The 13,870-nt window shown below is 62.1% G+C and carries 11 protein-coding genes; 4 read left to right on the top strand and 7 right to left on the bottom strand.

What is annotated here, in order from left to right; all coding sequences use genetic code 11:
• Nucleotides 1-18: 18 nt before the first annotated feature.
• Nucleotides 19-1,776 carry an arginine--tRNA ligase gene (argS, locus tag EN808_RS10820; protein ID WP_127872661.1) on the bottom strand — a complete coding sequence of 586 codons (1,758 nt, stop codon included), beginning with the start codon at nucleotides 1,774-1,776 and terminating at the stop codon, nucleotides 19-21.
• Nucleotides 1,777-1,837: 61 nt separating this feature from the next.
• A complete protein-coding gene (locus tag EN808_RS10815; RefSeq protein WP_127872662.1) occupies nucleotides 1,838-3,052 on the bottom strand; it encodes a deoxyguanosinetriphosphate triphosphohydrolase in 1,215 nt (404 codons plus the stop codon).
• A 76-nt stretch (nucleotides 3,053-3,128) separates the two neighbouring features.
• Here EN808_RS10815 and erpA point away from each other — a divergent pair, with 76 nt between their 5' ends.
• From erpA to EN808_RS10795, 4 genes are all read left to right on the top strand, one after another.
• On the top strand, nucleotides 3,129-3,476 hold the full coding sequence (gene erpA / locus EN808_RS10810; protein WP_135915766.1) for an iron-sulfur cluster insertion protein ErpA: 348 nt from the start codon (nucleotides 3,129-3,131) through the stop codon (nucleotides 3,474-3,476).
• 7 nt (nucleotides 3,477-3,483) lie between these two features.
• Nucleotides 3,484-3,876, top strand: coding sequence for a VOC family protein (locus tag EN808_RS10805; RefSeq protein ID WP_135915765.1), 393 nt, complete (start codon nucleotides 3,484-3,486; stop codon nucleotides 3,874-3,876).
• Nucleotides 3,877-3,883: 7 nt separating this feature from the next.
• Nucleotides 3,884-4,678 carry an exodeoxyribonuclease III gene (gene xth / locus EN808_RS10800; protein ID WP_127279922.1) on the top strand — a complete coding sequence of 265 codons (795 nt, stop codon included), beginning with the start codon at nucleotides 3,884-3,886 and terminating at the stop codon, nucleotides 4,676-4,678.
• Nucleotides 4,679-4,749: 71 nt separating this feature from the next.
• Nucleotides 4,750-5,067, top strand: coding sequence for a hypothetical protein (locus tag EN808_RS10795; protein WP_189524089.1), 318 nt, complete (start codon nucleotides 4,750-4,752; stop codon nucleotides 5,065-5,067).
• A 164-nt stretch (nucleotides 5,068-5,231) separates the two neighbouring features.
• On the opposite strand, the gene EN808_RS10790 is transcribed toward EN808_RS10795, so the two are convergent.
• The 5 genes from EN808_RS10790 to EN808_RS10770 form a co-directional block, all read right to left on the bottom strand.
• A complete protein-coding gene (locus EN808_RS10790; RefSeq protein WP_127279924.1) occupies nucleotides 5,232-6,080 on the bottom strand; it encodes a tetratricopeptide repeat protein in 849 nt (282 codons plus the stop codon).
• Nucleotides 6,067-7,791 (bottom strand): dihydroxy-acid dehydratase, encoded by a 1,725-nt coding sequence (gene ilvD / locus EN808_RS10785; protein ID WP_135915764.1) that lies wholly within the window; start codon nucleotides 7,789-7,791, stop codon nucleotides 6,067-6,069. The genes EN808_RS10790 and ilvD overlap by 14 nt, the downstream gene beginning before the upstream one ends.
• A gap of 289 nt (nucleotides 7,792-8,080) precedes the next feature.
• Nucleotides 8,081-9,319, bottom strand: coding sequence for an OmpP1/FadL family transporter (locus tag EN808_RS10780; protein ID WP_127278526.1), 1,239 nt, complete (start codon nucleotides 9,317-9,319; stop codon nucleotides 8,081-8,083).
• A gap of 357 nt (nucleotides 9,320-9,676) precedes the next feature.
• Nucleotides 9,677-12,460 (bottom strand): valine--tRNA ligase, encoded by a 2,784-nt coding sequence (locus EN808_RS10775; RefSeq protein ID WP_135915763.1) that lies wholly within the window; start codon nucleotides 12,458-12,460, stop codon nucleotides 9,677-9,679.
• Nucleotides 12,461-12,782: 322 nt separating this feature from the next.
• The gene (locus EN808_RS10770; RefSeq protein ID WP_127872669.1) at nucleotides 12,783-13,619 is read right to left on the bottom strand and encodes a PopZ family protein; all 837 of its coding nucleotides are present in this window, start codon (nucleotides 13,617-13,619) and stop codon (nucleotides 12,783-12,785) included.
• Between the last annotated feature and the right edge of the window lie 251 nt (nucleotides 13,620-13,870).

The raw sequence follows: 13,870 nt of genomic DNA, 5'->3' as shown, positions 1-13,870 counted from the left end.
CAGGTTTTTTAGTCAAACCTAACGCATTTCGGTGGGCGCAGCCGCTCCGATCAACGTCAGGCCGGACGTCAGAACATCCGAAACAGCCTGCACCAGCCCTAGTCTGGCATGCGTCAATTGTCGGTCGTTAACCTTAACAAAACGTAAGTCCGGATTATCCGTGCCCCGGTTCCAGTGTCCGTGGAAACTGGAAGCCAGATCATAGAGATAAAATGCCAGCCGATGCGGCTCGAGCGCAAGAGCGGCGGACTCGATCAGGCGTGGATATTCGGCAAGCTTCCGGATCAGCCCGATTTCACCTTCGTCGGCCAGCGACGTTGCCGCGGCCGCCAGGTTGTTGCGATCGAAATTCGCCTCCCCCAACTGTTCGCTCGCCTGCCGGAACACCGAATGGCAGCGCGCCGAGGCGTACTGCACGTAGAACACCGGATTGTCCTTCGACTGCTCGGTGACCTTGGCGAAGTCGAAATCGAGCGGCGCATCGTTCTTGCGATAGAGCATCATGAAGCGGATCGGATCGCGTCCGACTTCTTCCACCACCTCGCGCAACGTCACGAAATCGCCGGACCGCTTCGACATGCGCACCGGCTCGCCATCGCGAAACAGCTTGACCAGATTGCACAAGAGGACGGTGAGCTTGACGTCGTCGCCGGCAATCGCCCGCGCCAAGGCTTCCAGGCGCTTGACGTAGCCGCCATGGTCGGCGCCGAGAACATAGATCAGGTCGACGAAGCCGCGATCGACCTTGTCCTTCAGATACGCCACATCGGCGGCGAAATAGGTGAACGAGCCGTCGGACTTGACCAGCGCCCGGTCCATGTCGTCGCCGACGGCGGTCGAGCGGAACAGCGTCTGTTCGCGGTCTTCCCAGTCGTCCGGCTTCTCGCCCTTGGGCGGCGGCAGCTTGCCCTTGTAGATATGGCCCTTCAGCGTCAGGTCGTTGATCGCCGAGCGGATCTTCCTGGCATTGTCGGCATGCAGCGTGCGTTCGGAGAAGAACACGTCGTGGTGCACGTTGAGCAGCGCAAGGTCCTCGCGGATCATCGCCATCATCGCATCGATGGTCCGGTCCTTGACGATGGCCAGCGCCTCGTCGTCCGGCATCTGCAGCAAGGAACGGCCGAACTCCCTGACCAGGGCCTCGCCGACGGAGACAAGATAGTCACCGGGATAAAGCCCCGGCGGAATCTCGCCGATATCTTCTCCAAGCGCCTCGCGGTAGCGCAGCATCGCCGAGCGCCCAAGCACGTCGATCTGGGAGCCGGCGTCGTTGATGACATATTCCTTGGTCACGTCGTAACCGGCGAACGCCATCAGATTGGCGAGTGCGTCACCGACGACGGCACCCCGGCAATGGCCGACATGCATCGGCCCGGTCGGGTTGGCCGAGACATATTCGACGTTGGTTTTGCGGCCGGCGCCGATCGTCGAGCGGCCATAGTTGCGCCCCTCGCCTAGAAGCGTCGACAGATGCGCCTGCCAGAAACCGTCCTTGAGCCGCAGATTGACGAAGCCTGGACCGGCGACCTCGGCAGCGGCGACGTCATTGTCCGCCCGCAGCGCTTCCGCCAGTTTCTCGGCCAGTGCGCGCGGGTTCTGGCCGGTGGGCTTGGCCAGCACCATTGCCGCATTGGTCGCGAGATCGCCATGGCTGGCGTCGCGGGGCGGCTCGACGGCGATGCGCGACAGATCAGGCGAAACGCCATTGCTGTCTTTCAGGTCAAGCGCTTCGACAGCCTTTACGACTCGCGCGGTGAAATCGGCGAAGATGTTCATGGTGTATGCTCTGGCGGCTTTACGACGAATCCGGCCCTTTGGCCGGCAAATCGAGCCCGCCCTAGCTCAAATCCGGGGTGCGGTCAAACAAACGCCTGTGTTCCTTGAGCGCGTAGGTGTCGGTCATGCCGGCCAGGAAATCGGCGACGCTGCGTGCCTTGATGCGATCCTCGGCGCGGTCCAGCCCTTCGCGCCAGCCATCGGGCATGGCGCGCGGGTCGGCGAAATAGACGTCGAACAGGTCCCTGACGATCTGTTCGGCGTCCGCACGCACCCGCATGACCTCTTCGTGCCGATAGAGGTGCTTGTAGAGGAAGGCCTTCAGTTCCTTCTCGGCTTCCGCCATTTCGGCCGAAAATGTCACCATCGTCTCGCCCGCCGCCCTCACCGCCTCGACGCTCAGCGGCCTGATCCGCTCCAGATTGGCGGTCGTTGACTTGATCACATCCTCGACCATGGCCGTGATCTGCCGCCGCATCAATTCGTGGCCGGTGCGCACATCGTCGAGCCTGGGATAGCGCTCGCGCACGCTCTTCAGGATCGTTCCAGGCAGCGAAACGGCCTTCAGCATGTCCAGCGTCAGCAGCCCTGACCGCAGCCCATCGTCGATATCATGCGTGTTGTAGGCGATATCGTCGGCAATCGCCGCGCACTGCGCTTCGATGCCGGCGAACCGGTCGAGTTCGAGATCCTGCAATTGCGAGTAGTCGCGGATCGCCTGCGGGACCGGCCCTTTCAGGCCCTTGCCGCTGCCGTCGGTGAGCGGACCATTGTGCTTGACCAGGCCTTCAAGCGTCTCCCAACTCAGATTGAGCCCGTCGAACTCGGCGTAGCGCGCCTCCAGCCTCGTCACGATGCGCAGGGATTGTGCGTTGTGGTCGAAGCCGCCCCACGCCGCCATCTTCTCGTTCAGCGCGTCCTCACCTGTGTGGCCAAAGGGCGTGTGGCCGAAATCGTGCACCAGTGCCACCGCTTCGGCGAGATCCTCGTCGCCGCGCAACGCCCGCGCCAGCGCACGCGCGATCTGCGCGACTTCGATCGAATGGGTGAGCCTTGTGCGGTAGTGATCGCCTTCATGGGCGATGAAGACCTGCGTCTTGTGCTTCAGCCGCCGAAACGCCGTCGAATGGATGATCCGGTCGCGGTCACGCTGGAAAGGCGTGCGGGTCGGACTTTCCACCTCGTCGAACAGCCGGCCGCGCGAGCGCGCCGGATCCGTGGCATAGGCCGCGCGCGGCCGATAGCCGAATCCGATGTCGCCAAGCTCATTTGTCATGGCTGATGCCGCCGCAGTTGACTTGCCCCGTCGCGCTTCATACCTATCATGTGAAACCGAAAGCAAGGTGACGCCTATGGGCGCGGATGCCAAGACCGCCATGAAAGTCGAGATGACCGAGGCCGCCGCCAAGCGGATCGCCAAAATTGTCTCTGGCGAGGCCGGCAAGACGGCGCTGCGCGTTTCCGTCGAGGGCGGCGGCTGCTCCGGCTTTTCCTACAAGTTCGATCTGGTCGGTGCGCGCAATGACGACGACGTTGCCATCGAGAAGGACGGCGCCACGGTGTTGATCGATGATCTGTCCCTGGTCTATATGGGTGGCTCGGTGATCGACTTCGTCGACGATTTGATGGGGCAGTCGTTCCAGATCCTCAACCCGAATGCGGTCGCCTCCTGCGGCTGCGGCACCAGCTTCTCCATCTAGGACCGAGATGCCCGCAACCGGCGCGGTTCGTCAGGTTGCGCTCTCCGCCGGTCGCGACCTCGACGCGACATTGGCCTTTTGGCGCGATGTCCTCGGCATGAGGGTGCATGCGCGGTTCGATCCGCCCGGCATCGCCTTCATCATGGCCGGCGGTGTCAGGCTGTTGTTCACCGACGGCATCCCGGCCGGCACCATCTATCTCGACATATCAGGCCTCGATGCCTTCTACGCCCAGGCAAAGGCAGCCGGCATCCCGTTCACCGCGCCGCCGGCACTCGTCCATCGCGACACCGAAGGCCAGTTCGGTCCGGCGGGGGAAAGCGAATGGATGGCCTTTATAAAGGACCCGGCAGGCAATACGATCGGTTTAGTCGAACGCCTTCCGCCGCACGAACAATGAGACCGTCATGAAAATCGTCACCTGGAACATCAACGGCGTGCGCGCCCGCATCGGTAACCTGACCCATTGGCTGACCGAGAGCGCGCCCGACATCGTCTGCCTGCAGGAGATCAAGACGGTCGACGAGCAGTTCCCGCGCGCCGAGATCGAGGCGCTTGGCTACAATGTCGAGACCCACGGCCAGAAGGGCTTCAACGGAGTCGCGCTGCTGTCGAAGCTGCGCTTCGATGAAGTCACCAGAGGCCTGCCGGGTGACGATGCCGACGAACAGGCACGTTTCATCGAAGGCGTGTTCTCGACCGACAAGGGCGCGCTTCGCGTCGCCTCGCTCTATCTGCCCAACGGCAACCCGATCGATGACGAGAAGAAGTTTCCCTATAAGCTCTCCTGGATGGCGCGGCTGGAGCGCTGGGCGCAGGAACGCTTGCGGCTGGAAGAGGCGCTGGTGCTGGCCGGCGACTACAACGTCATTCCCGAGCCGATCGACGCGCGGTTTCCGGAGAACTGGCTGGGCGACGCGCTGTTCCAGCCACAGACAAGGCAGGCCTTCCGCCGGCTGCTCAACCTCGGTTTCACCGAAGCGGTGCGCGCGGTCACCGATGCCCCGGATACCTATACCTTCTGGGACTATCAGGCCGGCGCGTGGCAGAAGAACAATGGCATCCGCATCGACCATCTGCTGCTGTCGCCTGAAGCCGCGAACCGGTTCTCATCGGCGTCGATCGAAAAGCATGTGCGCGCCTGGGAAAAACCGTCCGATCACGTCCCGGTGGCGATCGACCTCGCGCTGCGGCCGGCCTGACGCAGACCCTTCTGCCGCCGAATTGTCCGGACCTCGTGTCGCCACAATCGCGCGCATGATGGGAATTCATCATGGTGGCCGGGGTTCCCATGACCATTCGATTTGCTCTTTATCCGATCGGCTTGGCATTCGCCACGACCGCGATCGTGCCGGCCTTCGCCGCCCCGGAATGTCTCGCCAATGGAAAATCCTATCCGGTCGGCCAGGTCGCCTGCCTGACGGTTGCCGACCAGAGTCATTTGGCTCGCTGCGACATGGTGCTCAACAACACATCCTGGACCAAGGTTGGCGATAGCTGCCCGGCAAACACCATGGCGCCGCACCTGCACGTCACACCGATCTCGACACCCGCGCCAAGCATGGTCCCGACGGAGCCAACCGAAAACTAATTTTCTCCTGGATTGCCTCGTCCTCGGATCGAGACGAGCCTCGATAGGCCGGCGTTGTCCGTCATTACCATGCCGACGTTCTTCGCTAGAGAAGCCAAGCAGTTGGCTTTTCGTCCGCTACACGGATCGCTCCTCGGCTCGCCGCATGGTGACGGGGAAAGAGCCTACTGATCGGCGTTGCTGCCCTTGGTCAGGATGTCGTCCGCCAGCGAGATCGCGGTGCGGCGGTCGGCTTCGCCGGCCGCGGCGAACGCCTCTTCCTGCATGCCGCGGATCCAGGGCTGATCGGTCGGCGACGCACGCTCGAGGGCCGCGGTCATCATCGCCAGGCCGCGCACGATCTTGCCGCTCTGGAACAACAGGTGGCCAAGCGTCGCTTGCGCACCGGCATGGCCCTTCTCGGCGGCGAGTTGGAACCAGCGCCCGGCCTGCTTGACGCTGGCCTTCACACCGCCCTCGCCCTTCAGGAACATCTGGCCCATCTCGAACTGAGCGTTCGGATTGCGGTAGTTGGCGGCGGCGCGCATGTAATATTCCTGCGCCGCCACCTCGTTCTCGGTGACCGGGCTGCCGGGAATGCCGGTGCGCAGATAGTCGCCGAGCGCCACCAGCGCGTCGGAGACATAGCTTTCTTCCGGCGAGCCGGGCTCGACGTCCTGGTCGACGATCTCCGAGAAGAACTTGAAAGCCTCATAGTCGTCGCGGGCCACGCCGTCGCCCTCGGCATACATGCGGGCAAGCTTCCAGGTGGCGCCGATCTGGCCGTTTTCGGCGGCATATTTGTAGGCCTCGGCGGCCTGCTCCTTGTGGCCGCTCTTGTAGGCGGAGAACCCGAACTGAAACACTGCCCAGGGGCTCGACTGCGGCTTCACGCCGGTCTTGTCGTCGAACACCTTGTCGTCGAAGGCCATGGCCTGGCCCACGGCGCCAAAGATCGCAACCGCGACCAGTGCCGGAAGGACAGATGACCTCAACAACTCTGGTGTTGACTTCAACAACTCAGATATCCGCATAGCAGTGTGTTTCTTTCGCACCGCCCGGATGGGTGACCGCGCCATCCCTGGCGGACCCTACCGTCTGTGCGTATTTCCATATCGCGCCCGACTGATAGTCGGTCGTGCGCGCCTTCCATGTCTTCGCTCGTGCCGCCAGTTCGGCCTCGGACAGCGCTACGTCGATCGTTCCGTTCACCGCGTCGATCGAAATCACGTCGCCATCCCTGATGAGGCCGATCGGGCCGCCAACCGCCGCTTCCGGGCCGACATGGCCGATGCAGAAACCGCGCGTCGCGCCCGAGAAACGGCCGTCGGTGATCAGCGTCACCTTGCCGCCCATGCCCTGGCCGTAGAGTGCCGCCGTCGTCGACAGCATCTCGCGCATGCCAGGACCGCCGCGCGGTCCTTCATAGCGGATGACCAGAACCTCGCCTTCGCGGTAGGCGCGGTTCGTCACCGCCTCAAAACATTCCTCTTCCGAATCGAAACAGCGCGCCGGGCCGGAGAATTTCAACTCCGCCATGCCCGCGACCTTCACGATCGCGCCTTCAGGGGCAAGATTTCCCTTCAAACCCACGACACCGCCGGTTTGGGTAATTGGTCTGTTGGCCGGGCGGACCACATCCTGATGTTCATTCCAGGCAACGTGCTCCATATTTTCGGCCAAAGTACGGCCAGTGACCGTCAGGCAATCGCCATGCAGATAGCCGTGGTCGAGCAGCGTCTTCATCAGCAGCGGAATGCCGCCGGCCTCGAACATGTCCTTGGCGACATATTTGCCGCCCGGCTTGAGATCGGCGATGTAAGGCGTCTTCTCGAAGATTTTCGCCACGTCGAACAGGTCGAACTTGATCCCCGCCTCATGCGCGATCGCCGGCAGATGCAGCGCGGCATTGGTCGAGCCGCCGGTGGCCGAAACAACGGTCGCCGCGTTTTCCAGTGCCTTAAGGGTGACGATGTCGCGCGGGCGGATGTTTTTGGCAATCAGTTCCATGACCTTTTCGCCCGAGGCGAAATTGAAGCGGTCGCGCATTTCGTAGGGCGCCGGCGCGCCGCAGGAATAGGGCAGCGCAAGACCGATTGCCTCGGCGACGGTGGCCATGGTGTTGGCGGTGAACTGGGCGCCGCAGGAACCGGCCGAAGGACAGGCGGTCTGCTCGATTTCAAGCAGCTCGGCATCATCGATCGTGCCGACCGAGTGCTGGCCGACCGCCTCGAACACATCCTGCACGGTGATCTGGCGGCCGCGATAGCTGCCGGGCAGGATCGAGCCGCCATAGATGAAGATCGACGGCACGTTGAGCCGCACCATGGCCATCATCATGCCGGGCAGCGACTTGTCGCAGCCGGCCAGGCCGACCAGCGCATCGTAGCAATGGCCGCGCATGGTGAGTTCAACCGAATCGGCGATGACTTCGCGCGACACCAGCGACGACTTCATGCCCTGGTGGCCCATGGCGATGCCGTCGGTGACGGTGATGGTGCAGAATTCGCGCGGCGTGCCGTTGGCGGCTGCCACGCCCTTCTTGACCACCTGCGCCTGGCGCATCAGCGAGATGTTACAGGGTGCTGCCTCGTTCCAGCAGGAGGCGACGCCGACCAGCGGCTGCGCGATTTCGGCCGCCGACAGGCCCATGGCATAGAGATAGGACCGGTGCGGCGCACGCGCCGGACCGACAGTCACATGGCGGCTAGGGAGCTTAGCCTTTGAAATGACCTTGGCGTCCATTCTCTTCCTTGCCGCGGGCGGCGCGGCCTGCCCCATCGCCGAGCCTTTTGGCACGTGTCCCGAGACGAGTTCGAGGTGCGCCGGGTTTATGGCGGGAAATGGGCAATTTCCTCGGCCTGACCTTTAGCGCAGGGGTTGTTCAGAAAGTGTTGCCAAAACGTCACAATCGCACGAGGCGGCCCAAGTGCGGCTTATATGCAACGCAGCTTGTATGATGGGGCCAGCGACGACGTCGGCACAAACGAAAAGGCCGGGCAATGCCCGGCCTTTTACTAAAACTTTCAAACGCTTAGAACTTTATCTTGACGCCGCCGGATATTGCCGTGACCAGATCATTGCCGAAGTCGTAACTCGCGTCGTCACCTGCAACATAGCCATTGTCCCCGGCCACTATACCTGAGTGACCGCTGGTCAAGACGCCTATTGCGCCAGCTACGCGAAATTCAATGTTGGGCTTAGGCGTGTAGGCAACACCGCCGCCAAGTGTCCACGTATCGGTCTGCGCTCCATAGCCGTGCGAAGTGCCACGATCCCATGAAAGCTGACCAGCAGCGCTCCACTGATCGTTAAACTTGTGGCCAACGCCGCCTGAGATCGTCCAGCCATCACGATACATCAGATCGAGTGAGGTTAACTGTGCAGAGTGCAGTTTGTCGCCCGTGACACAGAGCGCGTCGGGAGTACCCACCGCACAAATTGGAACGCTCTGCAGGACACTCCAATTGACCCACTTGACGGAGCCAAAAGCCAACCACCCAGGAGCGATGCCAGATTGCAATTTGAATTCAACAACATCCGGCATATATTGCGTGGAGCCGTAGATCGGAATTATGCCCTGGCCAACACTGGTCAAATCGAGCGTACCCTCGATGTTATCGAGCTTAACCTTCGAGTTATAGACGAGGCTCGCGCGCAGTGCGATGTCTGGGATTTCATAAGCGAGGCCAGCGCGCCAGCCCCAGCCAGTGGTCGACAGATCGACACGGCCCGTCGGTGACGGCCCAAATGGGTTGAAAGCCACAAGACTTTCCTTAAAGCCGTAGACCTTTTGATAGAACACACCGCCGATAAAGCGAAGCTGACCTTTGCCCGCATCCATCTTGTACGAGCAGGTGCCCGCGTAGTTATCGCTCTTGATGTCGGTCTCTATGTTTGAAACTGCGCCGTTCCACATGCCTGGCGCGGAATGTGCTCCCCAAGGTTGGGAATAGTCGACCATGCAATCGACGCCCGGAACGACCTGCGCCTTAACACCGATGCGCGGCACCCAATAGCCCTCCGCTCCATCAGCCGAGGTGCCCAAGCCGAGATTGAATCCGCCCGGCCCCTTGGCATTCTCGTATTTGCGATCCGGCATCACATAGGTTGCTTCGGCCTCCGTCGCGACCTGGGCCGGATCGAACAGCAGGTCGATATCGTAGCCGCCGCGCTCCAGACCGCCAGCATGCGCCGGGTGGATAAGCGAGCCCATCAAGGCCAACGAAAAGCACCCTGCCCCCAGCAGTGCTTTCAGACGCAAATTGCTCATGGATGTCCTCCCGAATAACTAGTGGATCAAGCTAGAACCAATTCAAGTTAACGGCGCAACAACGAATTCCCGGGCGTACATGTACATGTCCGCCAAACGCTTTTTCGACAAAATGCAAAGGAATGTCACAAGGCCAAAAACGGCCCTGGGCACATCCAAAACGCCGAAAAGATGCACGAAAATGGCCCCAAAAAGCTCGAAAACAGCTAATTTTGAGGGGATTTGGCCCCATTGTTACATTATGGCAACAATGGGGCTAAAAGTTTCCGTTTACGTCAACATTTACGCAACGGAATGCCCATTTTTGAGGCCGGTGACGCATGGAATTCGCTCCGGGGTCATGCACGAATCTGCCCTTCAGCCGGCGTCGCGAACCCTGGTCAGCGCTACCGAAAGCTTGTCCTGCGCGGCGCGATATTCGGCCAGCTTTTCCCGCTCGCCTTCCACGATCTCGGCCGGCGCGCTGGCAACGAATTTCTCATTCGACAGCTTCTTGTGCAGGCGCGCGATTTCCTCGGTCACCTTGACCAGTTCCTTCTGCAGCCGCGCGGCCTCCGCCGTGAGGTCGATCAGGCTGCCAAGCGGCAGGCAGATCGTCGCCTCGTTGAGCACGATCTGTGCCGACCCCTTGGGTGCCGCATCGGCGAGCGAGATGTCACCAACACGCGCCAGCCGCTTGATCGCTGAGTCCTCGCGAACCAGCCGTTCGCGCGTCACGTCGTTGGCGCCGACCACCACGAGCGGCGCTATTGCCGCCGGCGGCACGTTCATCTCCGAGCGCACCGAGCGGATACCGGAGACGAGATCGACCAGCCAGTTGATGTCGGCGGCCGCTTCAGCATCCTCGAAATCCGGCGACGGCCATGCGGCATGGCACAGCAGCGAGGCGCGTTCCCTGCCCTCACCCGCCGTCTGCGCCCACAGCTCTTCGGTCATGAACGGCATCATCGGATGCAGGAGCTTGTAGATCTCGTCGAGCACGAAAGCGACGCAGGCGCGGCTCTCGGCCTTGGCGGCCTCGTCCGTGCCCATGAATACCGGCTTCAACAGTTCCAGATACCAGTCGCAGAACAGGTTCCAGACGAAGCGGTACGCGGCTCCCGCCGCCTCGTTGAAGCGGTATGAGGTGATGCCGTCGGTGACCTGGCGTGCGGCGCGTGTCAGCTCGGTCAGGATCCAGCGGTTGACCGCCAGCTTGGCGTCGTTCAGCCAGAAATCGTCATTGCGCGCGACTTCGTTCATCTCGGCAAAGCGCGTCGCGTTCCACAGCTTGGTGCCGAAATTGCGATAGCCGGCGATGCGCGCCGGGTCGAGTTTCACGTCGCGTCCCTGCGCCGCCATCACCGTCAGGGTGAAGCGCAGCGCGTCGGCGCCATATTCGTCGATCAGATCGAGCGGGTCGATGACGTTGCCCTTCGACTTCGACATCTTGGCGCCGTTCTTGTCGCGCACCAGCGCATGCACATAAACGGTGTGGAACGGCTCCTCGTCCATGAAGTGCAGGCCCATCATCATCATGCGGGCGACCCAGAAGAAGATGATGTCGAAGCCGGTCACCAGCACATCGGTCTGGTAGTAGGTCTTCAGTTCCGGCGTCTGGTCCGGCCAGCCGAGCGTCGAGAAAGGCCACAGCGCCGACGAGAACCAGGTGTCGAGCACGTCTTCGTCGCGCGTCAGGATCTCGCCCGGCTTGAAGTTCTCCAGCTTATCCTCGACCCAGGCCTTCCAGGGGCCTTCGAGCGCCAGATAATATTCGATCGCCGCGCCCAGCGCCTCTTCCTCGGACTTCTCGACAAAGACGCGCCCATCCGGTCCGTACCAGGCCGGGATCTGATGCCCCCACCACAGCTGGCGCGAAATGCACCAGGGCTGGATGTTCTCCATCCAGTCGAAATAGGTCTTCTCCCAGTTCTTAGGCACGAAATTGGTGCGCCCCTCGCGCACCGAGGCGATCGCCGGCTTGGCCAGTTCCGCCGCGTTGGCGTACCACTGCTCGGTCAGGTACGGCTCGATCGGCACACCGCCGCGGTCGCCATGCGGCACGGCGTGGCGATGCGGCTCGACCTTGTCGAGGAAGCCGCCGGCCTCCATCAGTTCGACGATCTTCTTGCGGGCGACGAAACGGTCGAGACCGTCGAGCTCGTCCCAGACAGCTTGCCGTTCCGGCGTCGCCTCGAGGCCCGCCAGGAAGTCCTCGTTGTCCTTCAACTTGACCGCCGCCTCGACCGTCAGGATGTTGATCGCCGGCAATTGGTGGCGTTTGCCGACCTCGAAGTCGTTGAAATCATGCGCCGGCGTGATCTTGACCGCGCCCGACCCCTTTTCAGGATCGGAATACTCGTCCGCCACCACAGGTATCTTGCGGCCAACGATCGGCAGGACGACATTCTTGCCGATGAGATGTTGGAACCGCTCGTCGTCGGGATGCACGGCGACAGCCGTGTCGCCCAGCATGGTCTCGGGGCGCGTCGTCGCCACGGTGATGAAGGTCTGTGGGTTTTCCGGATCGAAGGTCGCGCCTTCGACCGGATAGCGGAAATGCCAGAGATTGCCGTTGACCTCCTGCTGCTCGACCTCGAGGTCGGAGATCGCGGTCAACAGTTTCGGGTCCCAGTTCACAAGGCGCTTGTCCTTGTAGATCAGCCCTTCCTTGTAGAGCGTGACGAACACTTCGAGCACGGCCTTGGACAGGCCCTCGTCCATGGTGAAGCGTTCGCGCGACCAGTCGGCGGAGGCGCCGAGACGTTTCAGCTGGTTGAAGATCAACCCACCCGATTCGGCCTTCCACTCCCACACTTTCTCGATGAATTCTTCGCGCGTCAGATCGCGGCGATGGATCTGCTTTTCCATCAGCCGCCGCTCGACCACCATCTGCGTGGCGATGCCGGCATGGTCCATGCCGGGCTGCCACAGGACGTTCTTGCCGCGCATGCGCTCGAAACGAACCAGAATGTCCTGCAGCGTGTTGTTGAGCGCATGGCCCATATGCAGCGACCCGGTGACGTTGGGCGGCGGAATGACGATGGTGAAGGCCTCGGCCCCCTCTTCCGCTCCGGCGCCGGCGCGAAACGCGTCGGCTTCCTCCCACATCTTGGCGATCTTCGGCTCGACGGTCTTGGCGTCATAGGTCTTTTCAAGCATGGGAAAACGGTCCGCGCTGTCGGGAATTTTGCTGGTTCGGTGTAAATCGGAAGGTCTTGGCCAAGTCAACCGCGAGGGCAGCCTGGGATCGTCACAAGCAGATAGGCGCGGACCTATTCATTTCAACAGAAGGCCGCGCGGCGATCGCATCTTCGCCGCGAGGCATCGCTGCGAACGAGCCCGGGGCTCCCGCGCCTTCATTGTCAGCGACCCCGATGGCAATTTGATCGCCTTCGCCAGTTCGGCAACCAACGGCCGACCTCTTCACAACGAAAAACGCCGCCTCGACGGCGGCGTTTCTTCTGGAATTCAGGCCTAGACGCTATTGCGCCCCGCGTGCCACGCGCTCGATCTCTTCGCGCACCAGCCTTTCGACCAGCGTCGGCAGGTTGTTGTCCAGCCAATCCTGCAGCATCGGCCGCAGCATTTCCTCGGCCATCTCGTCGAATGTCTTCTTGCTGCGGCTTGCAAAGGCGTCGGACAGTTCGCCGAAGGCGGCTGCAACCTGCCGTCCAGTGTGTTCGGAAAGAATTGCGGGACGCACCGCATGCGCTTCGTTTACCGCCGCGCGCGCCTGAGCCGTGCCCGTTGGAGCATCGTTTGACGAAGACCGCTCGATCGCAGGTTCCGCCGCCGACTCGCTCGCCGACACATCCGGCTGGGGCGATGGGCGGATGCTCCGCTCCGGCATCGCCTTGGCTTGCTCGCCAACCGCCGCGATCTCGCGACGCCAATCGGCGACGATGGCTTCACTTGTCGCAACCTCGACGGGAGCCGCCGGCGCGTCGCGGCTGGCGGCAGGCGCCGGCTCGGCGGCAACCCGGGCGCTGACCTCAGCCAATGTCGTCGGCGTCCTGCCCGCAGCCGGATCGGCACGTGGCGGCGTTTCGGTGCGTGCTGTCGCCGGCAGTATGGCTGGCGTCTGGATTTCCGCCATCGCGACAGGCTTCCTGACCTCTGGGACGGCATGCAGTTCGGCGCGGAACGCATCGATATCCGCAGCTGGAACAGCACTCGGCGCGGGCTCCAGGTCCTGTTGCAACTCATCGGCGTCGCCGGGCTGCTTGCGGCCGTTGTCGCTGTCTTCGATGATCCTCCTGATGGAAGCGAGTATCTCTTCCATGGAGGGTTCGCGCTGTGCGCTGCTTGCCGTTGCCATCGTCACATCCGCCGCCCTTGTGACCCGTTGCAGGTTTCCGCTCCGGCAAAAGCCGGATTCGAATCATGGCGACAGCGTAACCGACGGATCGCCGCACGAGAATCCCCAATCTGGGGACATGTGGGATTTCAACAGATTAGAGCGATTCCGCCAAAGCCGTGTGACGGTTCCCGTTAGCAACCACCAGAAGGACAACGACAATCCTGTGTTCCCGTACGAACCACTCAGCCCGGAAACGCCGTTCGAACGAA

The sequence above is a fragment of the Mesorhizobium sp. M8A.F.Ca.ET.165.01.1.1 genome (genome assembly GCF_004792065.1).
Classification (GTDB): domain Bacteria; phylum Pseudomonadota; class Alphaproteobacteria; order Rhizobiales; family Rhizobiaceae; genus Mesorhizobium.
Note: the sequence above shows the minus strand (reverse complement) of the source record. Positions and strands in the feature narration are given on the sequence as shown.